The 24407-nt window shown below is 62.2% G+C and carries 28 protein-coding genes and 2 pseudogenes; 17 read left to right on the top strand and 13 right to left on the bottom strand.

The features are described from left to right. Nucleotides 1–65 precede the first annotated feature (65 nt). Nucleotides 66–356 (bottom strand): hypothetical protein, encoded by a 291-nt coding sequence (locus ACGYLA_RS12720; RefSeq protein WP_209218643.1) that lies wholly within the window; start codon nucleotides 354–356, stop codon nucleotides 66–68. Nucleotides 357–459: 103 nt separating this feature from the next. After that, nucleotides 460–1704 carry a sarcosine oxidase subunit beta family protein gene (locus tag ACGYLA_RS12715; protein WP_394432905.1) on the bottom strand — a complete coding sequence of 415 codons (1245 nt, stop codon included), beginning with the start codon at nucleotides 1702–1704 and terminating at the stop codon, nucleotides 460–462. Nucleotides 1705–1900: 196 nt separating this feature from the next. On the opposite strand from ACGYLA_RS12715, the gene ccmI reads away from it, so the two are divergent. The 3 genes from ccmI to ACGYLA_RS12700 are packed head-to-tail and all read left to right on the top strand — an operon-like array spanning nucleotide 1901 to nucleotide 3832. Continuing rightward, nucleotides 1901–3130 (top strand): c-type cytochrome biogenesis protein CcmI, encoded by a 1230-nt coding sequence (ccmI, locus tag ACGYLA_RS12710; RefSeq protein ID WP_394432903.1) that lies wholly within the window; start codon nucleotides 1901–1903, stop codon nucleotides 3128–3130. Next, the gene (gene ruvX, locus ACGYLA_RS12705) at nucleotides 3127–3600 is read left to right on the top strand and encodes a Holliday junction resolvase RuvX (RefSeq protein WP_067264722.1); all 474 of its coding nucleotides are present in this window, start codon (nucleotides 3127–3129) and stop codon (nucleotides 3598–3600) included. The genes ccmI and ruvX overlap by 4 nt, the downstream gene beginning before the upstream one ends. Beyond that, a complete protein-coding gene (locus tag ACGYLA_RS12700; protein WP_394432901.1) occupies nucleotides 3593–3832 on the top strand; it encodes a DUF1289 domain-containing protein in 240 nt (79 codons plus the stop codon). The genes ruvX and ACGYLA_RS12700 overlap by 8 nt, the downstream gene beginning before the upstream one ends. A gap of 7 nt (nucleotides 3833–3839) precedes the next feature. Here the strand turns inward: ACGYLA_RS12700 and ACGYLA_RS12695 are convergent, their stop codons facing one another. Both ACGYLA_RS12695 and ACGYLA_RS12690 read right to left on the bottom strand, forming a co-directional pair. After that, nucleotides 3840–4094, bottom strand: a complete 255-nt coding sequence (locus tag ACGYLA_RS12695; RefSeq protein ID WP_394432899.1) for a hypothetical protein — start codon at nucleotides 4092–4094, stop codon at nucleotides 3840–3842. A gap of 151 nt (nucleotides 4095–4245) precedes the next feature. Next, complete coding sequence (locus tag ACGYLA_RS12690) at nucleotides 4246–5067, bottom strand: sulfite exporter TauE/SafE family protein (RefSeq protein ID WP_394432897.1); 822 nt, start codon at nucleotides 5065–5067, stop codon at nucleotides 4246–4248. Between the two features lie 184 nt (nucleotides 5068–5251). Between ACGYLA_RS12690 and ACGYLA_RS12685 the strand changes: the two genes are divergently transcribed. Continuing rightward, nucleotides 5252–6439, top strand: a complete 1188-nt coding sequence (locus ACGYLA_RS12685; RefSeq protein ID WP_394432895.1) for a multidrug effflux MFS transporter — start codon at nucleotides 5252–5254, stop codon at nucleotides 6437–6439. A 2-nt stretch (nucleotides 6440–6441) separates the two neighbouring features. Here ACGYLA_RS12685 and dusA read toward each other — a convergent pair whose 3' ends face one another. Next, complete coding sequence (gene dusA / locus ACGYLA_RS12680) at nucleotides 6442–7449, bottom strand: tRNA dihydrouridine(20/20a) synthase DusA (RefSeq protein WP_394432893.1); 1008 nt, start codon at nucleotides 7447–7449, stop codon at nucleotides 6442–6444. A 569-nt stretch (nucleotides 7450–8018) separates the two neighbouring features. Here dusA and ACGYLA_RS12675 point away from each other — a divergent pair. The 3 genes from ACGYLA_RS12675 to ACGYLA_RS12665 all read left to right on the top strand — a co-directional run bounded on the left by ACGYLA_RS12675 (nucleotide 8019) and on the right by ACGYLA_RS12665 (nucleotide 10258). Further along, on the top strand, nucleotides 8019–8486 hold the full coding sequence (locus tag ACGYLA_RS12675; RefSeq protein ID WP_394432891.1) for a hypothetical protein: 468 nt from the start codon (nucleotides 8019–8021) through the stop codon (nucleotides 8484–8486). After that, nucleotides 8483–9283, top strand: a complete 801-nt coding sequence (locus tag ACGYLA_RS12670) for a hypothetical protein (protein ID WP_394432889.1) — start codon at nucleotides 8483–8485, stop codon at nucleotides 9281–9283. The genes ACGYLA_RS12675 and ACGYLA_RS12670 overlap by 4 nt, the downstream gene beginning before the upstream one ends. 75 nt (nucleotides 9284–9358) lie before the next feature. Then, complete coding sequence (locus ACGYLA_RS12665) at nucleotides 9359–10258, top strand: hypothetical protein (protein WP_394432887.1); 900 nt, start codon at nucleotides 9359–9361, stop codon at nucleotides 10256–10258. Between the two features lie 236 nt (nucleotides 10259–10494). Here the strand turns inward: ACGYLA_RS12665 and ACGYLA_RS12660 are convergent, their stop codons facing one another. Further along, nucleotides 10495–11259: a DeoR/GlpR family DNA-binding transcription regulator gene (locus tag ACGYLA_RS12660; protein WP_394432885.1), complete on the bottom strand. Its 765-nt coding sequence runs from the start codon at nucleotides 11257–11259 to the stop codon at nucleotides 10495–10497. A 169-nt stretch (nucleotides 11260–11428) separates the two neighbouring features. On the opposite strand from ACGYLA_RS12660, the gene ACGYLA_RS12655 reads away from it, so the two are divergent. The 9 genes and pseudogenes from ACGYLA_RS12655 (at nucleotide 11429) to ACGYLA_RS12615 (ending at nucleotide 19082) form a co-directional block, all read left to right on the top strand. Continuing rightward, the gene (locus ACGYLA_RS12655) at nucleotides 11429–12397 is read left to right on the top strand and encodes an ABC transporter substrate-binding protein (RefSeq protein WP_394432883.1); all 969 of its coding nucleotides are present in this window, start codon (nucleotides 11429–11431) and stop codon (nucleotides 12395–12397) included. Continuing rightward, nucleotides 12397–14100 (top strand): ABC transporter permease, encoded by a 1704-nt coding sequence (locus tag ACGYLA_RS12650; protein WP_394432881.1) that lies wholly within the window; start codon nucleotides 12397–12399, stop codon nucleotides 14098–14100. Before ACGYLA_RS12655 ends, ACGYLA_RS12650 begins: the two co-directional genes overlap by 1 nt. Continuing rightward, entirely contained in the window at nucleotides 14088–15137 is a 1050-nt protein-coding gene (locus tag ACGYLA_RS12645; RefSeq protein WP_394419277.1) for an ABC transporter ATP-binding protein, read from the top strand. The genes ACGYLA_RS12650 and ACGYLA_RS12645 overlap by 13 nt, the downstream gene beginning before the upstream one ends. A 51-nt stretch (nucleotides 15138–15188) precedes the next feature. After that, complete coding sequence (locus ACGYLA_RS12640) at nucleotides 15189–16205, top strand: MBL fold metallo-hydrolase (RefSeq protein ID WP_394432879.1); 1017 nt, start codon at nucleotides 15189–15191, stop codon at nucleotides 16203–16205. Next, nucleotides 16202–16747 carry a histidine phosphatase family protein gene (locus tag ACGYLA_RS12635; protein ID WP_394432877.1) on the top strand — a complete coding sequence of 182 codons (546 nt, stop codon included), beginning with the start codon at nucleotides 16202–16204 and terminating at the stop codon, nucleotides 16745–16747. The genes ACGYLA_RS12640 and ACGYLA_RS12635 overlap by 4 nt, the downstream gene beginning before the upstream one ends. After that, nucleotides 16744–17208 carry an HAD family acid phosphatase gene (locus ACGYLA_RS12630; protein ID WP_394432875.1) on the top strand — a complete coding sequence of 155 codons (465 nt, stop codon included), beginning with the start codon at nucleotides 16744–16746 and terminating at the stop codon, nucleotides 17206–17208. Before ACGYLA_RS12635 ends, ACGYLA_RS12630 begins: the two co-directional genes overlap by 4 nt. A 350-nt stretch (nucleotides 17209–17558) precedes the next feature. Next, complete coding sequence (locus ACGYLA_RS12625) at nucleotides 17559–17822, top strand: hypothetical protein (RefSeq protein ID WP_394432873.1); 264 nt, start codon at nucleotides 17559–17561, stop codon at nucleotides 17820–17822. Beyond that, nucleotides 17738–18505, top strand: coding sequence for an AraC family transcriptional regulator ligand-binding domain-containing protein (locus ACGYLA_RS12620; RefSeq protein ID WP_394433025.1), 768 nt, complete (start codon nucleotides 17738–17740; stop codon nucleotides 18503–18505). Before ACGYLA_RS12625 ends, ACGYLA_RS12620 begins: the two co-directional genes overlap by 85 nt. 79 nt (nucleotides 18506–18584) lie before the next feature. Next, a pseudogene (locus ACGYLA_RS12615) lies at nucleotides 18585–19082 on the top strand (AAA family ATPase). A gap of 25 nt (nucleotides 19083–19107) precedes the next feature. Here ACGYLA_RS12615 and ACGYLA_RS12610 read toward each other — a convergent pair. The 5 genes from ACGYLA_RS12610 to ACGYLA_RS12590 form a co-directional block, all read right to left on the bottom strand. Continuing rightward, nucleotides 19108–19788: a hypothetical protein gene (locus ACGYLA_RS12610; protein WP_394432871.1), complete on the bottom strand. Its 681-nt coding sequence runs from the start codon at nucleotides 19786–19788 to the stop codon at nucleotides 19108–19110. Next, nucleotides 19785–20204, bottom strand: a complete 420-nt coding sequence (locus tag ACGYLA_RS12605) for a hypothetical protein (protein ID WP_394432869.1) — start codon at nucleotides 20202–20204, stop codon at nucleotides 19785–19787. The genes ACGYLA_RS12610 and ACGYLA_RS12605 overlap by 4 nt, the downstream gene beginning before the upstream one ends. Before the next feature lie 69 nt (nucleotides 20205–20273). Next, nucleotides 20274–20453, bottom strand: coding sequence for a hypothetical protein (locus tag ACGYLA_RS12600; RefSeq protein WP_394432867.1), 180 nt, complete (start codon nucleotides 20451–20453; stop codon nucleotides 20274–20276). A gap of 11 nt (nucleotides 20454–20464) precedes the next feature. Beyond that, nucleotides 20465–20830, bottom strand: a complete 366-nt coding sequence (locus ACGYLA_RS12595; protein WP_394432865.1) for a glycine zipper family protein — start codon at nucleotides 20828–20830, stop codon at nucleotides 20465–20467. 99 nt (nucleotides 20831–20929) lie between these two features. After that, nucleotides 20930–21940 carry a helix-turn-helix domain-containing protein gene (locus ACGYLA_RS12590; RefSeq protein ID WP_394432863.1) on the bottom strand — a complete coding sequence of 337 codons (1011 nt, stop codon included), beginning with the start codon at nucleotides 21938–21940 and terminating at the stop codon, nucleotides 20930–20932. A gap of 112 nt (nucleotides 21941–22052) precedes the next feature. On the opposite strand from ACGYLA_RS12590, the gene ACGYLA_RS12585 reads away from it, so the two are divergent. After that, nucleotides 22053–23270 (top strand): alpha/beta fold hydrolase, encoded by a 1218-nt coding sequence (locus tag ACGYLA_RS12585; RefSeq protein WP_394432861.1) that lies wholly within the window; start codon nucleotides 22053–22055, stop codon nucleotides 23268–23270. Nucleotides 23271–23361: 91 nt separating this feature from the next. Here the strand turns inward: ACGYLA_RS12585 and ACGYLA_RS12580 are convergent, their stop codons facing one another. Both ACGYLA_RS12580 and ACGYLA_RS12575 read right to left on the bottom strand, forming a co-directional pair. Then, entirely contained in the window at nucleotides 23362–23799 is a 438-nt protein-coding gene (locus tag ACGYLA_RS12580; protein ID WP_394432859.1) for a hypothetical protein, read from the bottom strand. Nucleotides 23800–23828: 29 nt separating this feature from the next. Continuing rightward, nucleotides 23829–24407 (bottom strand): annotated as a pseudogene (locus tag ACGYLA_RS12575) (tryptophan--tRNA ligase); the annotation flags it as partial.

The following is a 24407-nucleotide window of genomic DNA, read 5'->3' as shown; positions in this document are numbered from 1 at the left end:
GGCGCGACGGCGCGGAGCGGCGTGAATCGTGAAAAGGCGACGCTGCGCGCGTGGCCGAGGGGGTTTTACTCGGTCGGGGTTGCGGCCTCATCGACGGCATCCGCCGTGCCTTCGGCCGCGCCCTCAATGGTCTCGCCAGTGCTTTCGGCAGCACCTTCGATATTAACGTTGACGTCATTCGCGCCATCGAGGTCACCGCCCGCGAAGAGGAAATAGGCCAGCAAAGCCACCACGACGACGACCGCGCCCACGATGAAAGCAAGGCCGCTGTTGCCGCCACGGTCCGTCGTGGTCGTGGTTGTGGTGGTGTTGGTATGATCGACGTGATCCGTGCGGTTGTGATCCGGGGTTGCCATTGTTCAGCTCCGTTATATTCAATGTCTGAACGGGTAACCCCGGGCCGGGCACAGGCGTTCCCCCCCGTGCGGAGCAGCGGCGAATTGTGGCCGATCCACAACATCAATGCGCCACCCCGGCAGCCACGGATTCGTCGATAAAACGCCCTTCGGCGAAACGCTCAAGCCCGAAGGCGTCGGTCAGCGGCGAATGCCCCTTGGCCATCAACTCGGCAAAACCCCAACCCGAGCCGGGGATCGCCTTGAAGCCGCCCGTGCCCCAGCCGCCATTGATAAACACCCCCTCCACCGGGGTCTTGCTGAGGATGGGAGAGCGGTCGCCGGTGACATCCACGATGCCGCCCCATTGCCGCAGCATCTTGAGCCGTGAGATCATCGGGAAGGTCTCGACCAGCGCGCGCACCGTCTCTTCGATATGGTGAAAGCTGCCGCGTTGGGTGTAGTTGTTATGCCCGTCCGTGCCGCCGCCGATGACCATCTCGCCCTTGTCGGACTGGCTCATATAGCCGTGCACCGTGTTGGCCATGACGACGACATCCATACAGGGTTTGACCGGCTCCGAGACCAGCGCCTGCAAGGCCACGCTTTCGATCGGCAGACGAAAGCCCGCCATATTCGCCAGCTGTCCCGAATGCCCGGCCACGACGATCCCCAGCTTGTCGCAGTCGATATCGCCGCGTGTGGTGCTGACGCCGGTCACCTTGCCGCCCGTCTGGCGCACGCCAGTGACCTCGCATTTCTGGATAATGTCCATGCCCATATCCGAGCAGGCCCGCGCATAGCCCCAAGCCACCGCATCATGCCGCGCGGTGCCGCCGCGCGCCTGCCAAAGCCCGCCCAGCACCGGGTAGCGCGGCCCGTCGATGTTGATGATCGGCACCAGTTGTTTGACCCGGTCCGGCCCGATAAATTCGGTCTGTACGCCTTGCAGGGCGTTGGCATGGGCCGTGCGTTTGTAGCCGCGCACCTCATGCTCGGTCTGCGCCAGCATGATGACACCACGGGGGCTGAACATGATGTTGTAGTTCAGGTCTTGGCTCATCGTCTCATAAAGACTGCGCGCCTTTTCGTAGATCGCAGCCGAGGGGTCTTGCAGGTAGTTCGAGCGGATGATCGTCGTATTCCGCCCGGTGTTCCCCCCGCCAAGCCATCCCTTTTCCAGCACCGCGACATTGGTGATGCCGAAGTTCTTGCCCAGATAGTACGCCGTCGCCAGCCCATGCCCGCCCGCGCCCACGATGATAACGTCATAGCGCTTTTTCGGCTGCGCATCGCGCCATGCCCGGGTCCAACCCGTATGATGGCGCATCGCCTCTCGGGCCACTGCGAAAACGGAGTATTTCTTCATCACGTCACTTCCCGGCAAGGATTCGGGCCGCGCGGGCGGCTGTGCTCAGTTCTGAGCCTAGGAGCAGATATGCGAAATGACCACCACGGCATTTGGACGCGGTTTTGCGACATGCGGCGCGATTGGTGAAAAATGCCGCAGGGCACGCGGCATTTGCGGGCTTTTGTCGGGGCCGGTCAAAGGTTAGGTAGAGGCCATGATATTCTGGTTTCTCTCTGGCGCGATGGCGCTTGTCGTGGGCGGTCTTCTGGCGCGGGCCGCTTGGCGCGGCGCGGATACGCCCCTGCCCGCTCAGGCGGACTATGATCTGAAGGTTTACCGCGACCAGTTGGAGGAGGTTGAGCGCGATGTGGCGCGCGGGATTGTCCCCGAGGCCGACGCCGCCCGCATCCGGACCGAGATTTCGCGCCGCATCCTCGCTGCCGATGCCGCCCGCGACGGTGGCCCGCACACCGCCGCGCGCCCCGCGCCCTTGGTGCTGATCGCCGGGGTCGTGGCTTTGGGCGCCGGGTCTTTGGCGCTTTATTGGCATCTGGGGCAGCCCGGCTATGGCGACTTGGCCCTCGCTGACCGCATCGCCTTTGCCGAGGATATGCGCCGCAACCGTCCCAGCCAGCAAAGCGCGGTGGAGAGCCTGCCCCCCAGCCCTGCCACCGAAGGGCTGAGCGCCGATTACCTCGCCTTGATGCAACAGCTGCGCGCCACGGTCAAAGACCGGCCCGAAGATCTGCAAGGGCAAACCCTTCTGGCGCAGAACGAAGCCCGCATCGGCAATTTCCCCGCCGCCGCCGAGGCGCAGGCCAATGTGCTGCGTCTCAAAGGGGCCGACCGCACCGCCAAGGATATCGCGGATTATGCCGAACTCTTGGTGCTGGCAGCGGGCGGCTATGTCTCGCCCGAGGCGGAAACCGCCCTGCGCGAGGTGTTGAACCGCGATGAGCAGGATGGCCGGGCGCGCTATTACCTCGGCCTGATGATGGTGCAGACCGGGCGGCCCGACGTGGGCTTTCGCATCTGGGACGCGCTGCTGCGGCGCGGGCCTGTCGATGCCCCCTGGATCGAGCCGATCCGCGCGCAGATCGCTCAGGTCGCCGCCCTTGCCGGGGTGAATTACGAGATGCCGCAGATTGGCACTGGCACCCTCGCGCGCGGCCCTTCGGCCGAAGACATCGAAGCCGCCTCGGAGATGAGCGCGGATGACCGGATGGAGATGATCGGCGGCATGGTCGCAGGGCTGTCGGACCGTCTGGCCAGCGAAGGTGGCCCGCCGCAGGACTGGGCGCGGCTGATCACGTCGCTGGGGGTCTTGGGCGATACCAATCAGGCCCGGGCGGTCTATGACAATGCGCTTGAGGTTTTCTCGGGCGATAATGCGGCGCTGGACATGATCCGCAGCGCCGGGGAACGCGCAGGGGTAGCAGGATGATTTACGACGAAACCGCAGATTTCATCGCCGCCCTGCCCCCGATGCAGGCGCTGATCGGTCTGGACTTGGGTGAGAAAACCATCGGCGTGGCGGTGAGCGATAGTTTCCAATCCGTCGCCACCCCGCTGGAAACCGTGCGACGCAAAAAGTTCGGCGTCGATGCCGCCCGGCTGACCGAGATCATCGCCGAACGCCGCATCGGCGGGCTTGTTCTGGGGCTGCCGCGCAATATGGATGGCACCGAGGGGCCGCGCTGCCAGTCGACCCGCGCCTTCGCGCGCAACTTCGACCGGCTCAGCCCGCTGCCGATCACCTATTGGGACGAGCGCCTGTCGACCGTGGCCGCCGAACGCGCACTTCTTGAGGCCGACACCACCCGCAAACGCCGCGCCGAGGTCATCGACCATGTGGCGGCGGGCTATATCCTGCAGGGGCTTCTGGACCGTTTGCAGGTGATGCGCCGTGACTAAGAAGGTCTGGCAACGCGATGAGGTCGAAAGCCCCTGCATCAACATCTGCGTGGTGCATCCCGAAAGCCGTCTCTGCACCGGCTGTCTGCGTTCGATCGACGAGATTGGCCGCTGGTCCGCGATGAGCGCCGAGGAACGCCGCGCTATCATGGCGGAACTGCCCTCACGCGAAAGCGCCCATGCGAAACGGCGCGGGGGACGCGCCGCGAAACTGGCCCGGCGGCGCGACTAAGGCGGGCTCAGGCGCCGCGGCGCTGGACGATCTGGTTCAGGAAAATAAGGGCCGCTTCGCCGTGGGTGACATCCTGATGCCCCATCGGGGCCCCGTTGTAGTTGGCGGCAGACACAGAGGCGCGGGCGAATGTCAGGCTGGTCTCACGGGTGAACATCCCATCGAAACGAAACGCCCGACGGCCCCGGCGCGCAGGTTTCCAATAAGCAAGGTCGGTGCCCTGCCCTTTGAGAATGATCGCTTTGGTCCCGCTTCGGCGCATCTCGTCACGTCCCTTGGTTCGGATGATTCTGCGTTTGTTATGCCATTTAGCCCGCAGTTTGTGTCGAGATTGCGGCAATTCAGTGAACATTGTCCGAAATTGGGCAGAAAGAGCCGCATTCCGGCAGGAGTAAGGTCAAAAACAGGACGGCTCAGCCCCAAAGCGCCTTTCTCAACATATTCAGGGCCACCAGCACGAGGAAGACGGCAAAGACCCGCCGCAGCGGTTTGGGGTCCATCGCATGGGCCAGCCGCACGCCCCAAGGCGCGGTGATCAGCGTCATCGCCACGACGATCCCAAAGGCTGCGAGGTTGACCGCCCCGAGGGTCAGCGGCGGGCGGCTCTGCCCGATATCGACAAACAGAAAGGCAATCACCGAAGGCACGGCGATCAAGAGGCCAAAGCCCGCCGCCGTGGCCACGGCCTTGTGAATGGGCCGCCCGTGCAATGTCATCAGCGGCACGCCAAAACTGCCGCCACCGATCCCCATGAGCACCGACAGAAAGCCCACCATCGGCGACAGGAGCGCGCGTTTGAGGCCGCGGGGCATGGTCTCCCCCAAGCGCCACTCGCTGCGCCCAAAGCCGAGGTACAGGCCCACGCAAAGCGCCAGCCCGCCAAAGATCACCTGTAGCGTCTGGGTCCGCAGTTGCGACACCAGCAGCACGCCCAGAATGGCCCCCAGCATAATCCCCGGTGCCCAAGTGCGCAAAATCTCCCAATCCACCGCGCCCTTTTGGTTGTGCGCATGAACCGAACGCGCCGAGGTTACGATGATCGTCGCCAGAGAGGTCGCAAGGCAAATCTGCATCAACTGCGGCCCGCCGTAGCCCAGCGATTGCAGCACGTAAAAGAACGCCGGGACCAAGACGATGCCCCCGCCGACGCCCAAAAGCCCTGCCAAAATCCCGGCAAAACCGCCGATCAGGGCGAGCAGCACCAGCATCGGCAATAGATCGTTCAATTCTGGCATGAGCCCCTCCCCGGCTGTCGTTGGCTCTATCAAGCCGTTTCGCGCGAAGGGTTCAAGGCGATAACGCCGGGGTTGCACTTTGCCCAAGGCCGGTTAGGTTGCCCGCGACTGTGGGCCCCAAGCGCACCGACCGTTTGCCGCCTGTCCCATATGGCCCCGGCCATGCCATCCGAAAGGACATCTCGTGCTACGTTCAGCGCTCATTCTCGGGTTGCTGGGGCTGGTCGGCCCCTTCGCCATTGATATGTATCTGCCCGCCATGCCTGCCATCGCCGCCAGCTATGGCGCCTCTGAGACGGCGGTTCAGGCGACGATCACCGCCTATTTCATCGCCTTCGGACTGGGGCAGCTTTTCTACGGCCCTTGGGCCGATCAGGCGGGGCGCAAACTGCCGATCATGGTCGGGCTCACGCTGTTTCTGGTCGCCTCTTTCGGGGCGGCCTTCGCCCCGTCGATGGCGGCGCTGACCGGTTGGCGCGCCCTGCAAGGGCTGGGCGGCGCGGTGCTGATGGTGGTGCCCCGCGCGATCATCCGCGATCAATATACCGGGACACAGGCGACGCGCTTGATGGCGATGTTGATGCTGGTGATCTCGATCTCGCCCATGCTGGCCCCGCTGGCGGGCAGCGCGGTTCTGGCCTTGGCCGATTGGCGCGCAATATTCATCGCCCTTGGCGTTCTGGCGGTTGCCGCGCTGGCCCTCACCGCCACCGCCCAGCCCGAGACCTTGCCCGCAGAGCGCCGCGTTCGGATCAACCCGCGCAGCCTTTGGCTCGGGGCGAAAGTGCTGCTGAGCGATCCGATTTTCATGGGGCTGACCTTTATCGGCGGCTTTGCCATGGGGTCATTTTTTGTTTTCATCGCCTTTGCGCCCTTTGTCTATACCGGACAATACGGGCTGGGGCCGACGGGCTTCTCGCTGGCCTTCGCGGTCAATGCCATCGGCTTCTTCTCGGCCTCGCAGCTGGCGGGCTGGCTCGGTGAACGCTGGGGCATGCGCAGCCTCGTGCGGCGCGGGGTCGCGGGCTTCGTGCTCTTCTCCGCCGCGATCTTTGTCACCGCGTTGGTCACCGAGCCGGGGCTCTATCTGGTGATGGCGGGTCTGTTCTGCGCCAATGCTTGCCTTGGCGTGGTGGTGCCGACGGTGATGGTCGTGGCGCTGGACGACCACGGCGATATCGCGGGACTGGCCTCGTCCTTGGGCGGCACCTTACAGATGGTGGCCGGGGGCCTCTCCATCGCGCTGGCCGGGCCGTTTTTCGACGGCAGCGTCACGCCGATGTTGGGGGCCATCGCGGCTTGCGGTCTGGTGGCGGCCCTGCTCACGCTGGCGCTGCTGCGGCCCCGCCCTGTGGCTGAACCCAGCGTCTGACCCTACCCCGCCGCGGCCACGTCCTGTGCCGCGGCGATTTCGGCCAAGGCAGCCTCGACCAGCTCCGGACCCGCGCCGGGCTTATGCGCCCCTTCGGAAAGGATACGCCGCCACTGCCGCGCACCGGGCCGCCCGGCGAAAAGCCCCAGCATATGACGGGTGATCTGCCCCAGCCTCCCGCCGTCTGCCAAATGGGCCTCGATATAGGGCAACATCCCCTGCACCGCCGCCTCAGCACTGCTGTCGCTTCCCTGGCCGTAGATGCGCCGATCTGCCGTGGCGAGGATATCCGCGGGCGCGTGATAGGCGCTGCGCCCCACCATGACGCCATCTAGCCCCGCATCGAGAAAGGCCTTGGCCTGATCGAGCGAGGTGATCCCGCCATTGACCGAGATATGCAGGTTCGGGAACAGCCTTTTCATTCGGTGGACGAGGTCATAATCCAACGGCGGAATATCGCGGTTTTCCTTGGGGCTTAGCCCCTGCAACCACGCCTTGCGGGCATGGATCGTCACACGGGTACAGCCCGCCGCCACGATCCGCGACATGAACTCGGGGAGGATCTCTTCGGGGTTCTGATCGTCCACCCCGATGCGGCATTTCACCGTCACCTCGACATCGCAGGCCGCGCGCATCGCATCGACGCAATCGGCCACCAGCCCCGGCTGCTGCATTAAAACGGCCCCGAATGCGCCCGATTGCACCCTGTCAGAGGGGCAGCCGCAATTAAGGTTGATCTCATCATAGCCCGCCGCAGCCCCCAACCGCGCCGCCTGCGCCAGCTCTTGCGGGTCCGACCCGCCCAATTGCAATGCAACGGGATGTTCCGCGGGGTCGTGGTCCAGCAGATGCAACGCGCCACCACGCACCAAGGCGGGGGCGGTCACCATCTCGGTGTAAAGCAGGGTCTCGCGGCTGAGCAGACGGTGGAGGTAGCGGCAGTGGCGGTCGGTCCAATCCATCATGGGTGCAACGCTCAGCCTTGCTGCTCTTTCAACATTATTTTTCAATAGCTTAACCTCATCTCCGAATGAGCTTGATGTAGCACGCTTGGCGTGGATTTCCGGGGGTTTCCCCCGGTTTTCCGGGGTTTTCGATTCAGGATTGCTACCGTCTAGCACATCTGAACTGCCAGAACACCGCCACTTACTCCGCCCGTGTTTGCCCCGCGCGCCGCCTCCCCTGCTTCTCTGTCTGAACCAGGGAAGTCGGGAATCAAACCAAGGAGAATTTTTTCGCGGACGCGCCGACTTGCATTGTAGCGTTGTTGCAACTATCAATTTTGCGCAAAGCGAAAACAGATTTTTAATTACTACTTTCAGACCATTAGGCTCCGCCTATGTGTGGATCGCGCCTTGCCGCGGCAGCGGTTCAAAACGTATAATTCGGAGCGTATTCTCCATGAGCAAGCTTACTCAAACCACGCATGTCGAGCTTCGGTCGCGCGTAAAAAAGGCCCTCAAGGATGTCGGGCTCGGGGTGGCATTTATCGGCTTCGCACTCATGGGGCTTTTCAGGTCCGCCGCAAGGTTCAAAAGACACATTCCCAATTACTCTAACTTCTTAAAAGGATATTCCCATGAAACGGGCACTTCTGACGACTTTGGCCATGATGACCTCCTCTGCCGCATTGGCCGGCTCTTACTGCGAACTGGACGGGTCGGAGATGTTCAGCTGCACCTTTAACGGTGGCGCAAAGGCCGTTGAGGTTTGCGATGCCTTCTGGATGGACGGCGATATGGCCTCCTATGGCTTTTTCCAAACCAGCGGTGAACTCGAGAAGGAAATCATCGTCGACAAAGCCTCCCTGCTTTACAACGAGGGCATGGGCACGATGATGAGCGAGTCGGTCACCTTTCAAACCGAAGACGGCTATGGCTACGAGGTATACTGGTGGGCCGAACGGGGCGACGCCGAGGTCGGCGGTGGCCTTACCGTTTATCAGGACGGCAGCGAGATTGCCGACCTGTCCTGCGATGCGGGGTCTGTTCAGCAAAGCCTTGGTGAGTTCATCATGATGATCGACAATGCGCAGGTCTCCCCATGAGACCTTGGGCTGCGGCCGTGATCGCGGCGGGCCTCGGCTCTGCTGCACAGGCGCAGGGGGTGTGTTCGGGCGAGGTGGTGTTTCAATGCGCCACCAACGCGCCCGAGGCGGAGCGGGAGCAGATTACTGTTTGTCAGTCTGATGCGCGGTTTGAAATGGTGCGGCACCACTTGGCCTCCGGTGAGCTGCGCTATGACGTTCCTCTGACCGCCGATGGGGCGCTGACCCACTACACTTTTGGCTGGCTCGACGAGGAAACGCTCAAGGTCGAACTGGGATTTTGGGACGAACCCTACGCTATGGCGCGCATTCTTCACATGGCTCTGCCGTGGAACGAAGAGGAGGACGAACAGCGGCTGGACTTGCCCTCCGAAGCCTGGTTGCAAACCGCTGATTGGCAGATGCCGATTGAACAGGAACTGTGCCTGCCGCAAACCGTCTACGCCGACCTCGCCACGATGGAGCTCGGGTTTGTGGATCGCGGGCCTGTGGGCTTGTTTTTCTCGGGTGATGAAATCGTGCCGACCCCAGAGACAGTCGGTCGCGCACGCGTGCAGACCGATACAACGGTGTCTGTCTACCAGTGGAGCAGCCCCAATGCCGCAACACCCGTGTGGTGGCAGCTATATAACGGTGACGAAGTTGAGGTGCTGGCCGTGCATGGCGCTTTTCGCGCGGTGGCGATCCCGATCGGCGTTAGCGAATGCGTAATCCGTCCTGAAGACATGGGGCATGCCTACAACGGCCCCTGTGCCACGGGCTGGGTGGATCAGCAGTATCTACAGATGATCCAGTAACGGATCGCCGAAGCTTAGATCTACGACACAGACAAAACACATGACACTTTCAATTATGAGCGCAGTGGGGGGAAGATGCGGAAAACTATAACAATTGCAGCTGTGCTGGCTGCGAGCCAAGCCGCTGCGTTTTGCGACGAAGGCATTCTGGAAACCGATGTGCTTTGTGTGACCGAAGAGGCAGAAGAAATTAAACTCTGCCGCACGGTCCACCCGATGACCGAGATGGAGATTTTGACTCTTAACGTCGATCCGGCGATCTCTAAGGGACCACACAGCGAGGTGGCACGGGATATTCCCTTTGCGATGACACTCGGGACAGGTGGCTACCCTTGGGACAGTTATAGTCTGACTTTCTTGGACGAGGGCGGACACGTCGTGCTCAACCTGCGCCGTGCCATTGATGCCGTGGATAACAGTCACGTTGAAATCTCGCTCGACCTATTCGGACGGGGGGCCGAACCGCAGCGCACTTTAACCTGTATGGTGCCCGCCCTGCGCGCTGAAATTGACGCTCTGCTAACGACACGCGGCATTGCGCCAAATGGCGCGCGCACGGGCCCTTCCGCAGACAGCCGCCCCTTCTACATCCCGCGCCAACGACTGCCTGGAGATACGCCTTATGGCGGCTATGCTTGCCGCGAAGTCGGTCTGGTCGAAAGTAAGGAAGGCTCTGACGCGGGTCAAATTGCGCTTTACACCGCCGCCTTTGAGGACGCCGCGATCATGGGTTATCTCAGCCCCTACGACGCCACGGGTGCCTTCGAATGCTGGAATGAAAACGGTTTCAGCGGCATCGTCTGGCCCGATAGGGACAAGCGCGGCGATGACCTTCCGTGGTCCATGCTCGATTTCGACGCACGTCTTGTCGCCTGCGGCCTGAACGAGGCTAACTGGCCGCCGAATGTTGCCTATGACGGCAAGTGCTCCAGCGCATGGGTGACGTCCGGTTCGGTTGCTGGTTTTGGCGGCTGACACAGCTTCAACTTTTTGGTTCCACCTGCCGATCGTGCACTTTGGCACCGCATTGCGCGCTTGCAGCGAAGGTCGGCAAACCGCCCAATGTCACGCTGTCGAAAACGGCCCTACACCGACCTCAAAAAAACAGCCCGGATGCCGCCTTAGCACCTGCAAGCGCACATTGATCCGTGCCAATACTCTTCCAGAGGATGTGACGGGCTGACGTGCAGGTTAGCCAGCGAACGAGGGTGTCAAACTTGCATAATCTGACATCCATGTCGCGAACAGCTATCAAGTACCGATGCTGAAAAACGTGCCCCTGTCACGATCACATCAAAGTCCCAAGCGTGACCCATCTGGAAAGGCAGGTCCAAGCCGTTCTTCGTGCTGTCCACCGCCAGAATGCTCTTCTTCCCACAGCCGGCAATGGCCTTGCGGGCGGACATTTCGTCGGCGTTGTAATCCAGTACCTCGCCCTCTTCGGAAAGGCCGCCGCAGCTGAACACCGCATAATCAACCCGATACCTTGAGAAGAAATTGAGCGCTGACGTGCCGATCATATCCAGATCGCGCATTCTTACGGTTCCGCCTGCCAGTTCGACAGCAACGCCAGGGGCTTGTTGCAGGGCGCAGACAGCGTGAATGCTGTTTGACGCGACGAAAAGGTCTTTATGCGAAGCCAAGAACCGCGCGCAGGCTTCTACCGTTGTGCCGGTGCCCAAGGCCACCCGTGCGCCATCGGGAATGAGACCCTTTACTGCTAATGCGATGCGCTGCTTTTCCTGTCGCGCGATGCCTTCGCGGGGCAGATAGCCGATGTTCTCACTCTGCTGGCGCAGCCGGGCATAGCCGTTGCGGCGCTGGACAAGTCCCGCTTCGTCAAGATCGCGCAGGTCGGCTCGTATGGTTTGTACCGAAACCGAAAGCTCGGACGAAAGCTCGGCTGCCGACAGCGTTTCGCGCTTGGAGAGTAGGGCAATAATCTCGTCTCTTCTCTGGGTAATATCCCGTCGCACGGTCATTTCCTTCGAAAAATAATTATTTTTCTAATAGGTTAGGAAATGAACTCAGGCCCCGCAATATAAATAAAAGTTTCAAAGAACCGTTACAAAACTGTCAGAAAACTCAGGGATAAGGCTCTCGTGAACTGCTTTCGTTCGAAAGTAAAAAACCCAGGAGAGTTCCATGAAATCCTTCGTTACATCCACCGCTTTCGCGCTTTTGGCCAGCACGGCCATGGCCGATACGATCACCCTCTACACATCGCAGCCGAATGCGGATGCGCAGAGGACCGTGGACGCATTTATGGCTGCCAACCCTGGCACCGAAGTTGATTGGGTCCGCGACGGCACAACCAAACTGATGGCCCGCCTGCGCGCCGAGATCGAAGCGGGCAACCCGCAGCCCGATGTCTTGCTGATCGCCGATACTGTGACGCTGGAGGGCATGGCGCAGGAGGGTCTGTTGACCGCCTATCAATCGCCCGAAGCCGGTGACTATGACGCGGCGCTGCATTCTGCCGAAGGCTATTACCACTCGACCAAATTGATCACCACCGGGATCGTTTACAACACAGGTGTCGAGACCGCGCCGACCTCTTGGAAAGACCTCTCGGACGAAGCCATCAAAGGGCAAATCGCGATGCCTTCTCCGCTTTATTCCGGTGCCGCGCTGATCCACCTTGCCACGCTGACCGGCGATGAGACTTTGGGCTGGGAGTATTACGAAAACCTCGCCGCAAATGAGGCCCGCGCGCAGGGTGGCAACGGCGGCACCTTCAAAGCCGTGGCTTCGGGTGAGAAGCCTTATGGCATGGTCGTCGACTTTCTGGCGATCCGCAACAAGGCTGAAGGCTCCCCGGTTGATTTCGTCTTTCCCGAAGAGGGCGTCTCCTATGTGACCGAGCCGGTGGCGATCATGTCTTCTGCCAAGAACGTCGAAGGTGCCGAGAAATTCGTCGACTTCCTGCTCAGCACTGAAGGCCAAGAATTGGTTCTGGACATGGGTTATATCCCTGCCCGTAACGGCATGGGCGTACCCGAAGGGTTCCCCGCCCGCGAAGACATCAAACTGATGGCCTTTGACCCTGCCGAGGCCCTCGCAAATGCCGACACCAACAAGGCCAAATTCGCAGAGCTTTTCGGCGCTGAATGATGAGTGCCGCACAACAAACTGGAGGCAGCCGGACCGAGGCCCGGCTGCTCTCTGCCATTCTGATCGTCGCCATCTGTCTGACGCTTGCGCCGGTCCTGCGCCTTTTTGTCGAGGGTGTCACGGATCAAGGCAGCCCCAGTCTGACCCTTATGCGCGATGTACTGGCGCAACCCTCGACCCTAAGTGCGCTTAAGCATTCGCTGGTCACGGCGGGTTTTGGCACTTTGGTGTCGCTGGTGCTTGGCGCGGCCTTTGCCTTTTTGGTGGCGCTGACAGACCTGCGGGCCAAGGCGGCTTTGGTCTTTTGCCTGATGATCCCGATGATGATCCCGCCGCAGATCACTGCACTGTCATGGACCCAGATCATGGGGCCATCTTCGGTCTTGCTAAAGACATTGGGCATTGCCCCCCCGCTTGGCGCGCCCCAGCCACTTTACTCGCCCGAGGGCATCATCCTGTTGCTGGGCATCCAGCATATGTCGATCATCTTCCTGACCCTTCGCGCGGGCCTGCGATCCATCCCGCAAGATGTGGTAGAGGCCGCCCGGATCAGCGGTGCCAGAGGGCTGCGCACATGGTGGCAGGTCGTCATGCCCCTGACCTTGCCCAGTCTCGCGGCGGGCACGGCAATTACCTTTGTCACCGCGCTTGGCAATTTTGGCATTCCCGCGATGTTGGGTATTCCTGCAGGCTATGCGACGCTGCCGACGCTGGTCTATCAAAAGCTGGCCGGCATGGGCACGACCGTTCTGGTCGAGGTTTCAGTTCTGGCCATGCTGATCGGGGCGGTCGCCGTGGCGGGCATCTTGTTACAGCGCCTATGCCAGTCTCGTCAGAGATTGCATCTTGTGGGCAGCACCTCGCGGCCGCTGGCCCTGCCCTTGGGGGCGGCCCGTTTGCCGGTTGAGATCGTGCTCTGGGCCGTGGTTTTTGTCATCCTCGTCCTGCCGATGTTCGGCCTTTTGGCGACGTCACTCGTGCCTGCCTATGGCGTGACCCTGCGCTTTGACACGGTGACGCTTGCATCTTGGTATGAGGTTCTCTTTCGCCAACCCGTCACTTCGCGTGCCTTCGCCAACTCCTTTGGACTGGCCGCAGGCGCCTCTGCGGTTTTGGCGGCAATCTGCCTTCCTCTTGCGTGGCTGATGGAGCGACGCAAAACGCGGCTCGCGCGGCTGTTCGACAGCCTGCTCGATCTGCCCTACGCCCTGCCGGGTGTTGTCCTGTCGATCGCGATGATCCTGCTGCTGATCAAGCTGCCTTTCACCGAAGCCACGCTTTATGGCACCATTTGGATCATCTTTCTGGCCTATCTCGCGCGGTTCTTCGCGGTAATGTTCCGCCCGGTTCAGGCAAGCCTGAAACAGTTCGATCCTGCTATGGATGAGGCCGCGCAATCGGTTGGTGCCTCGCTCTACAGGCGGCTACGCGATGTGATCTTTCCGCTTTCGGCCCCAGCGGCAGCGGCGGGGGCGATCCTTGTGTTTCTCACCGCGTTCAATGAACTCACGGTTTCCGCGCTCTTGTGGTCCTCGGGCACCGAGACATTAGGCGTCGTGATTTTCAACCTCGATGACAGTGGCGAAACCGGCATGGCCAGCGCCTTGGCAATGACCATCATCTTTGTGGTCATCGTCCTTATGGCGCTAATCCAGCTTTTTTCCCGCCGCTTTCCAAAAGGAGTTGTCCCATGGCAGACATAAACCTGTCTTCGGTCAGCAAGACATTCGCAGGCACCCCTGCCCTACAAGACATCACAACCCGGTTCGACGACGGCGAATTTATCGCACTTTTGGGGCCGTCGGGCTGTGGCAAGACCACCCTTCTGCGCATCTTGGCGGGGTTCGAGACGCCCAGCAGCGGTCAACTCCGCATTGGCAGCCGCGAAATGGCCAATGCTCAAACAGGGGTGAACCTGCCGCCCGAAGAGCGCAACATCGGGTTTGTGTTTCAATCCTACGCGCTTTGGCCGCATATGTCGGTGCGGCGCAATGTGTCCTACCCGCTTGAAATCCGCAGGTTCTCCAAGTCCGAGGTAGCAAAACACACCGATGCGGCCCTCGCCTCGACGGGGCTTGAGAATTACGCTGATCGCATGCCCTCTGACCTTTCGGGCGGACAACGGCAACGGGTGGCTTTGGCACGCTGCCTTGTCTCTGATCCCTGTGCCGTGCTGCTGGATGAGCCCTTGGCCAACCTTGATGTGGCGTTGCGGGCCACGATGCAGGGCGTCTTTACCGATTTTCACAAGCGCACCGGGGCCACAATGGTCTATGTCACTCATGACCAGGCCGAAGCCATGGCGATGGCCGATCGGATCGCCGTGATGGATCAGGGCCGCATTCAGCAGTTCGACACGCCGCAAACCCTCTATGAGCGACCCAAAAATCGCTTTGTTGCTGAATTCGTCGGGCGCGGCACCGTGGTGCCGGTGCAAGAGGTCACGCAGGCCGGAGAGGCCCGTCAGGCGCGAATACTGGGCGCCGAAGTTGCGGTTCAGTCCGCAAGGGCTGAGACGCGGGTCAGCCATGTCTGCTTGCGCCCCGAAAACCTGACCATCTCGGAGAGTGGCGATCTGCGGAGCAAGGTCGCGCGGGTCACCTATATGGGCGGAAAATACTTGCTGGAAACGGTGACCGACTGCGGTGCGCGCCTGTTTGCAGAAACCCGCGCCCGCTTTGACGTCGGCGCACAACTGGGCCTGACAATCACCACCCCTTGGGCCTTTTCAGAGGAATAAATGCAGAGCATACGACTACTTTCCGGCATCGGGGACAAAGGCCCCGCGTGTATGCAATTGACCGTGGATAATCGGATATGGCTGCTTGATTGCGGTTTTGGCCCCGAAGCCAACGCGCATTTCGATCCCGCGTGGCTTGAAGGGGCCGAGGCGGTATTCATCACCCACGATCACATTGATCACATCGGTGGCGCGTCGCATGCGGTTGAAGCGGGTCTGCCCATCTATGCCACGGCGCAAACAGCCAAAGCCCTGCCGCCCGCGGCCAATGTCCAACTGCTGCCCGAACAGGGTCAGACGGCGATCAACGGCGTGACCCTCACCACCGGGCGCAATGGCCATGCGATGGGCGGCGTCTGGTTCCACTTCGATCTGGGCGAAGGGCTGTTCTATTCTGGCGACTGGTCGGAGGAATCCGATTGGTTCACCTTTGATGTGCCACCCCCTGCGGCGACCGCGATTTTGGACTGCTCATATCACCTTGATGATGTGCCACAGTCGGAGCGGTTCGACGCGCTGAATGCCTTGCTCGAAAGGGTCGACGGTCAGGTGCTTTTGCCCGTCCCCCCCTCTGGCCGCGCGGGCGAGATGGCGCTGCATCTGGCGCGGCGCTACGGCTGCGAAAGCGTGATGTTGGACCCTGAATGCCAAGATACGCTGCGCGCTGCACTTAGCAGCGGTGGTGTCAGCGCCGAGGCCCGCCTCATCGCCCCGCTGTTGGACCGCGGCCCGATGGAGCAGGCGCGGTTCTTGATCTGCGACACGCCCAACGCCGACGGCGGTGCTGCTTGGGGCTATGTGCGGGCTTGGCATGAAAGCGGGCGTCTGGGGCGCGACGCGCATGTCGTGTTCACAGGCCATATGACGGCACATGCACGGGGCATCTGCAGCGTCCCGGGCGGATATTTTCAGCGCTGGAACGTCCACCCACCGCTGCGCGATCAGCGCAAGATGCTGGAACGTCTCGGTGCAAAACGCTTTGCGCCCGCGTTTTGCACCCAGCCCGAAGATTACCTCGTCGAAGGGCTCGACGCCGAGGTATTCTTTCACGATCGGGTGCGCCTGTGACCGCCGCAGCTTTGCCATCGCGCAGCTTTTGCCTGATCCGCCACGGCGAGACGACCGCCAATGCAAACGAAATTATCGCCGGGGTAACCGATGTGCCGCTGACCGAGGCGGGCCGCCATCAAGCCTGCTTGCTATCACAAAGAATATGGCCAGAACCGATTGCGATCTACGCCAGTCCGATGTCACGGGCGCAGGATACGGCGCGGCTCGCCTTTCCGGGTCAGCGAATTGAGTTGCACGACGGGTTGCGGGAGCGAGACTGGGGCGTTTTCGAAGGGCGACCGCTGAGCGATCAGCCCCTCAGGGAAGCCACTCCGGACCGAGGCGAAAGCTGGCTCAATATGCTCAAGCGGGTACAGATCGCGATAAGGGGGATTTGCGCAGCATCTCCGACGGCCTTGCCGGTCCTTGTATGTCACTCCGGTGTCATTCGCGCCGCACGCGTGCTCTGGACGACGGGTGATGTTGGCCAACGTCCGCCCAATGCGACCCCCCTCTTATTCGAAATCACCGAGAATAAACTACTGGAGCAAACCCTATGACCCAAACCGCAGCGACCCCATGTGTGGTTTTTGATGTCGACGGCACCCTTGCTGAGTTCGACGCAGAGCGTCTGGGCCATCTTGTGCATGGCGTGGAAAAGCACTGGGGTGACTTCCACCTCGCAATGGCAGATGCCGCACTGATTGGCCCGGTCGCAAAGTTGATGCGACGGTTAAAAGAAAGCGGTGAAACCATTCTAATTTGCTCCGGACGGCCAAAGGGTTGGGCTGCACATACGATTGCATGGCTGCGCAAACACGATCTGCCTTTCGACGGGATATACCTGCGCGCCGAAGATCAGGATGAAGCCACCGACCCCGAAGTGAAACGACGCGCATTGAAAGAAATGCAGGCGGATGGCTTCAAGCCTTGGTTGGTGATCGATGATCGTAGCTCTGTGGTCGAGGCATGGCGCGCTGAAGGGTTGATATGTCTGCAATGCGCTCCGGGGAACTTTTAGAGTTAGGTCAAAAGATGCTACTCAATTGGCCTTTAACGGACTTCGAGTCGGTTCTTGCAATTTGGTCGACGCAGGAGCGAGACCGGCTGAATGACCTGTCGCTATGCTAATGCTCTTGCTTGACGCAACGAACGATTGCTGTCTGACCATCAGGTGCATTGGCGCTTTAAGGCCCAAACCGGCCCTTGCCGATGTAGTCAAGCGATGTGTTGCAGCTTCACCAGACCGGCCATTCGTCTATGGTGCAGCACTTTCTGATGGTCGGGGGCGGGCGTGATCGAACGAGCCCATCGGACATCCGCATAGCGTCGCGCTTGGCCGATCCCGACCCGCGCCGTAGACTGCCGCGCATGGGATATGTGACGTCGCTCTTTGCTCGCAAGATTGTCGCCGCGGCAGGCGATGGCATCAATGCCAGCGAGATGCTGTCCTCGGTCGGGATCGACCCGGAGAGCGCCTGGGACAGCGGGCAGATGATCCCGGCCGAACGCAACTACGACATGCTTGAGCGCATGACGAATACGGCGCGCTGGGGCTCGCCTTCAAGGCGGCGACAACGCTCGGCGCATCCTACGCGCGGATCGAGCGCTATGCCCGGCTCTGGACCAGCGTAGTCGAGTATGAACTGCGCGAGGCGAAGGGCGGTACGCTCTTCATCCTGAACCGGGCGGGCGACAGACGCCTCGGGATGCGGCTGTCGAACAAAGCAACGCTTGCGAGCGCCGTGTCGATCGCCCGGCAGGTCAGCCCGGAGCCGGTCTTGCCCGAGATAGTGCTGGTGCGACATGCCGCACCGCACTCCGTCGCCGCGCACGAAAATTGGTTCGGCTGCCCGGTCCGGTTCGGCGCGGATCTCGACGCGATCCTCTACGCAAACGAAGCGCTGGATCGGTCGAACGTCCTCGGTGACGAGGGGATCTCTCGCTATCTCATTTCGCATCTCGATGTGAAGCTATCCCGGATTTCGAACGCGCCCGATCTGGTGAGCCGCTCGAAAGATGCCATCGCCCAGGCGCTGAGCGAGGGCACACCGAAGATGGCCGAGATCGCGCGCGGACTTGGCTTTTCCGCGCGCTCCTTCCAGCGCCGCCTCTCCGAGCACGGGATGAGCTACCACGCCCTGACCGACGAGACGCGCCGCGATCTGGCCGAAGGGCTCTTACGGGACGAGCGCCATTCGCTGGCAGAAATCGCCTTTCTGACGGGCTTTTCCGAGCAGAGCGCCTTCACCCGCGCCTTCAAGCGCTGGATGGGGACAACGCCGGCGAGCTACCGCAAGGATCGCCTTTTACCCTGAGCTGCTCTTGGCGCTGCTGCTCTTCGGGCCGACGGCGCTGCCCCAGGCCCAGCCCGTATGACGAGAAGTGGAAGACAATATGGCCGATCAACCGACCCTGCGCCTGCTCTGCGGCCGGATCGCCTCAGGCAAGTCCACGCTGGCGACTGAGCTTGGTCACGGTCCCAGGACGGTGGTGATCCGCGAGGACGACTGGCTCCAAGCGCTCTACGGTGCGGACTTGACGTCGATGCGCAACTACATGCGCAGGGCCGGCCGGTTTCGTGGGGACGTTGGGCCGCATGTCGCGGACCTGCTGACAGCGGGTGTCTCAGTGGTCCTCGACTTCTAGGCGAACACCGTCGAGGCGCGAGGCTGGCTGCGCGGCCTCCTCATGGGGACGAATGCCGCGCATGTGCTTCACGTGCTCGATGTGCCGGAAGAGGTCTGCCTCGAGCGGCTCAGGGCGCGAAACAAGGAGGGCCTGCATCCCTTCGCTGTGACCGAGGATCAGTTCCGGCAGGTCTCGCGCCATTTCGTGCCACCAGCGCCGGAAGAGGGTTTCGTGATCAAGATCCATCCGGCCCCGGCCCGGTAAGCGTCCGGGGCCAGTGCCCCAAGGGTCAGGCGGCGACCCGCTTGCCGAGCGTTTCCTGGCGGACCCGCAGGAGCGCTACACTGACGGCCACGAACCAGGCGATGGCGCCAAGACCGAAGACGGCACCAATAATATCGCCAAGCGGCGGCAGAATGGTCAAGAGCCCTGCAGCACCGCTGAGGACGCCGATCCCGGCGGTGACGCGGCCGAGGGTGCCACCCTTCAGCGCCGCGAGACTGACCGCCAGAATCCAAGCGCCGCCGGCGATCTCGTTGCCGCCGCCAAGGCCCAATTCGACGGCGTGCAGGGTCTGCCACAGGGAGGCTGCAGCTCCGAGGTCGTCGGTCAGAGCACAGGTCTGTACGACGGCGACATTGGCGATCATCCCGGCGCCGAGGACGAGCGTGGCCCAGATCACGCCGAGTGTTCCGGTCAGGACAGCGGCGTCGGACCGCGCGACGGCGATCTGCTGGCGGAGTGCGACGACGAGCACCGCGAGCGCAAGCGCGTTCACGATGTAGATCACGGTATTCCAGGCGATCATCACGCCCGGGCGTTCCGCGATGAAGGCGACGACGGCGGCGGTGTCGACGTCGCCCGAGCCGAAGCCCAGAGGGGCGAGCACGGTGACAATCATGACGAAGCCGACAAGGTAGGTCGCGGCGCAGATTAGGGCGGCAAGACCGCCGGCTTTTCGGAGGGTCATGGACGGTGTCCTTTCGGGTGGTCTGCCGCATCGGCGAGGCGGGCGAAATGGTCGGAGAGGCGCCGCGTCCCGAAGCGGGGCGCGACCATGTCCATGCCGAGCGCGGTCAGGAAGAAGCGCGCGGGGCCGCTCATGCGGCGCGGCAGGATCGGCAGAACGGCACGCGCGGCGCGGCGCAGGATGTCCGGAAGATGGGTGATGCGCGGCTCGGTCCCCAGCGCGGCAAAGGCCGCAAGCGCAAGTCCGTTCTGCGTCATCACGTCGGGGCCGCCGATCTCGGCCCACCCCCGGCCGGCATCGGTTGCGTCTGCGATGGCTTCGGCCAAATCGGCGCCGTCGATGGGGTTGAGGCGCTGCGATCCATCGCCGAACAACCAGACACGGCCCTGCCCCGCCATCGCGAAGATCCCGCCCATGTCCGAGAAATACCCAACGCGGTCAGGCCGGCGTAGGCGAAGGCGAGGGTCTGGGTCATCGGCCCGCCCTCACTGCCACCGAAAGATGCGCGCCAGGCGGGAGCACCGCTCTTCAGGCGTCTGATCCACCGGCAGGCCGATATCGCCCCAGAGGTGCCGCGGCGGATAGGTGGACCGCCATGACGGCTGGCGCGGCCCGCCCGTCAGAAAGTGGTGCAGGCCGGTCATGCGCGTGTGAATGTCGTGCATCGCCCCCTCCCTCAATTGACAACCGCGTGGCCGCGGCCGCGCAGACAGTTCAAGACGATTGTTTCGCGCGCCTCACTCGCCTCGGACGCACCCATCGCGGCACCGGTCAGTGCGCCGGCAACAGCCCCGCCGAGCGCATCGCCATCGTCGTCCACTTCGCCTAGGGCACCGCCGATCCTGGCGCCAATGGCGGCTGAGGCCATCGTCTCGTGATCGAGCTGCTTCTGGTTGCATGCGAGACTCCGGCAGTCGGACAGGTCGCTCTGGAACTGCGCGTTCGGCGCGCCGTCGAGGAGCGGATCCACATTCGTGCCCATGTCGGCACAGGCGCCCAGAAGTCCGGCCAAGCAAAGCGGGGCAATCATCATCGGTTTCATATCTTGTTTCCTTCGACCGTGTGTTGTGTCGAGGGAGGGTCTACGCGTTCGTGGCGGTCGGCGGCATGACCGCAGGGATCAACTGATTGACCGTTGGTATCAACCGGCAAGCCAGGCGGTCGGGCTTGTCCCGGTCCAGCGCCGAAAGGCCCGCACGAAGGCCGATGCTTCCGAGAAGCCCAGCAGGTAGGCCGTCTCGCCCACCGAGACCTTGCGCGCGCTGAGGTAATCCATCGCCATCCGGCGGCGCAGGTCGTCATGGACCTGCGCGAAGGTGGTCCCCTCGTCCTTCAGGCGGCGGTAGAGGGTCTGCCGGCTCATGCCGAGATCGCGCGCGATGTGGTCCATCGACAGCGTGCCTTCGTGCAAGTCGGCCAGCATCCGCGTCTCGACGGCCGCGCGCACGGTGTCCTGCGCCGCAAGCTCCTCCAGCAGCCCGTCGGCATGACGCGTGAAGACGCCAAAGACATACTCCTTGCCGCCGTCGAAGGCCTCGTCGAGCCAGACCGGATTGATACGCAGCGCATTGCGCGCGGCGCGGAAGGTCACCGGCACTCGGAACAGATCGGGGTAGCGGTTGGCATGGGGCCGCGGCGCGTATGTCACCTCCAGCGCCTGCTCGAAGGGGTGTTCGGGGGCAGAGCGGCGGAATTCGGAGATGAACCGTGCAAAGTTCGCCTCCGTCGCCATCCAGTTTCCATCGCAGGGGCGGTGATCGATCAGCCAGACCGCGCCGCCTTCGCGCGCGATTCCGAAGCGGTCCTGCCTGCCGGGGATCGGAACATCCGCCATGAGCCGCGCGTAGCGATTGAGCTGACCGAGGCTGTGCGGAAAGGAAGAAGAGGCATGCACGATCTGCCCGACGATGGACATGGTCTCCAGCCGTTTTTCCAGCACGTGGCGCAGAAGCAGCGACGTGTCACCCACGGCCTCGATCCCCGCGGCAATGAGGGCCTGATAGGCGGAAACGGGAATGCGCGTATCCTGATCGCCGAGCGCGTCTTCGGAGAGTTCTGCTGTCGCAAGCAGGCCCGCGCGCGGCGCACCCTCGGCCACGGCATAGTCGAGAAAGGCCGAGGCGAACCCGGCGGCCATGGTCTGATCCGACATGCGTCTGTCCTCTGGGGTCAAGATCCTGATGCGCCAGGTCATGCCGTTGCCGAACCGGCGGCTACAGAATGTCCGAAGACATTATCTAAGGACAACCCTTATTCTGCGCCCCATGATTTCTCTGATCGTCATCGTCATTGGTCTCTTTGCCATCGGCTTCGCATCGCTGATGTGGATCACGCGGGTGCCGCCACAAGTTCCCGCCACGGCTGTAGACGACCCTGCGCTGCCCCGGCTTCATGGTGAGGGCGTCCTGCTGCATGGCCGCTTCGCCGAAGCGGAAAGCGCACCGCTCGCCGTTGTGCTACATGGCGGTCCGGGCGGCGATCATCGGTCTCTGCTGGCGCTGGAGGCGCTAAACGACACCTACCGCGTCCTTTTCTACGACCAGCGCGGCGCGGGCCTGTCGGACCGGGTGACAGAAACGCGGCTGGGCATGGCGGATCACCTTGCCGATCTTGATGCGCTGATCACCGCGCAGGGCGGCGGCCCCGTTCTACTGATCGGCCATTCTTGGGGCGCGGTGCTGGCCACGGCTTACCTCGTCCATCGCCCCGAGGTGGTCTCCCGCGCCGTCTTGATCGAGCCCGGTTTTCTTGACGCGGAGGGCCTGTCTCTGACGGCAGCCGGGCGGCGGCTACTGCCGCAGGCGCTCGAAGCCGAGGCGGCATTGCTCAAGGGGTTCAACTCGGTGCAGGGGCTCGACCGCGAGGCTGCGGGGCGCATCCGGCTGTCGGCCGATCCGATGACAGCGCATTACCTGCTGGCGCCGGTGCTGGCCGAATTTGCCGCGCTCTATCCTGAGATCGAAATCGAGCTGCGGCTTGCCTATACGCTCGACTCGATCGCTCGGAATGAGACTGACGTCTCGATCCGCCACGCCGCGGTGATCGAGGACGACGCGGTGGGGCGCAAGCTCTTTCCACTGTCGATCGGCGTGGTGGCGTCGCGGGACTACATCGACCGGGTGCTACCTGCGGCAGGCAGCAAAGGGCGCGGTCTAAGCTGGATCGGTTACGGGGACGTGCCCGAGCTTTCCACCATGATCGCAGAATCCGCCTTCCCGGAGGCGCGCGTCCGCCACTCTGTGCCCGACCCGGAAATGCATCTGCACTTGGTCCGCGCCAGCGCGGGGATGACCTTCCTTGCAACCTGGGTCACGGCGGTCTTCCCCGAACTACAACGCGTTCCCGGCACCGAACTCGACCAGCGGCGTTCGACCTGGGTTCTCCTGCACAGCGATCTGCGCCGGGTGCGCCGGGTCCGGCTCTTCGTCGACTACCTTTGCAGCGCGCTCCAGGAACGACGCGCGGCATTTCTGGGATCATAATTTGATCGACTTCCCGTTAAGGCCGGGACACATGGTCAGACCGCTATCGAGACGAAACAGACCTTGATCCAGATTGTTCAACGCGGCTCACCTACAGTTGGAATAAACCTAAGGCATTCACCACCTCGCGTTTTGTCGCCTCGGTTCGCTCACGCGCCCGTTCCGTGCCCTCTTTGATTACCTCAAGAACGTATCCCCGGTCCTCGGAGAGTTGTGCCCTGCGCTCACGAATTGGGGCAATGAGGTTTTGCAGAATAACTTCCAGACGCGCCTTGATCGTGCCATCGCCAAGTCCTCCACGCTGATACTGTGTCTTGAGTTCGGCAAGCTCGTCCTGGTCCGGATCGAAAGCGTCGAGATAGGCAAAGACGACATTGCCTTCGATGCAGCCCGGGTCTTCGACACGCAGGTGGTTCGGATCGGTGAACATTGCCCGAACAGCGCTTCGGATCTGCTCTGGCGATGCGGACAGCGCAATGGCGTTTCCACTGGATTTCGACATTTTGGCCTTGCCTTCGATACCGGGCAACCGACCGCTTTGGGGATGATCGCTCGAGCTTAGGGCAGCACAAGGCAACCTGCGACTGCATTGATTCGCCGCACGATTTCGTTCGTTTGCTCGATGAGCGGGGCCTGGTCTTCGCCGACCGGAACGACAGTTGCCTTGAAAGCCGTGATATCCGCAGCCTGTGCCGCTGGATAACAGAGAAACCCTGCGGGAATATCGCGCCCGAACCCACGCGCGCGGATTTCATCCTTGATCGTCGGGTTGCGTTCGAGCCGCGCGACCGTGACAAAGTTCAGGTAGAGCATCGACAGTTCGGCCAGCGCTGGAATTTGCGATTGCAGGCAGATGGCCGTGCGCCCGGGGTCAATGCCAACGGCCAGATAGTCAAGCGCGACCTCGATCACGTTTCGACGCACTTTCTCTGGATCATGCGCGTTGTCTGTCAGGGCCTGGGAATCCGCCAGCAGAAGGAATTGTTCATGGCTGTCCTGATAGCGCAGCCGGTTTGAAAGTGAGCCTGCATAGTGCCCGATGTGAAGCGGTCCCGTCGTCCGATCGCCTGTCAGGATGGTTGGTCTGTTCATTTTGCGTGTTCTCATGAATTGAGAGGCAGCGCGTCGGGAAGCTTG

The organism is Sulfitobacter sp. 1A13679 (assembly GCF_043557115.1).
Lineage (GTDB): Bacteria > Pseudomonadota > Alphaproteobacteria > Rhodobacterales > Rhodobacteraceae > Sulfitobacter > Sulfitobacter faviae.
The sequence above is the reverse complement of the archived record's forward strand: the minus strand, read 5'-3'. Positions and strand labels throughout refer to the sequence as shown.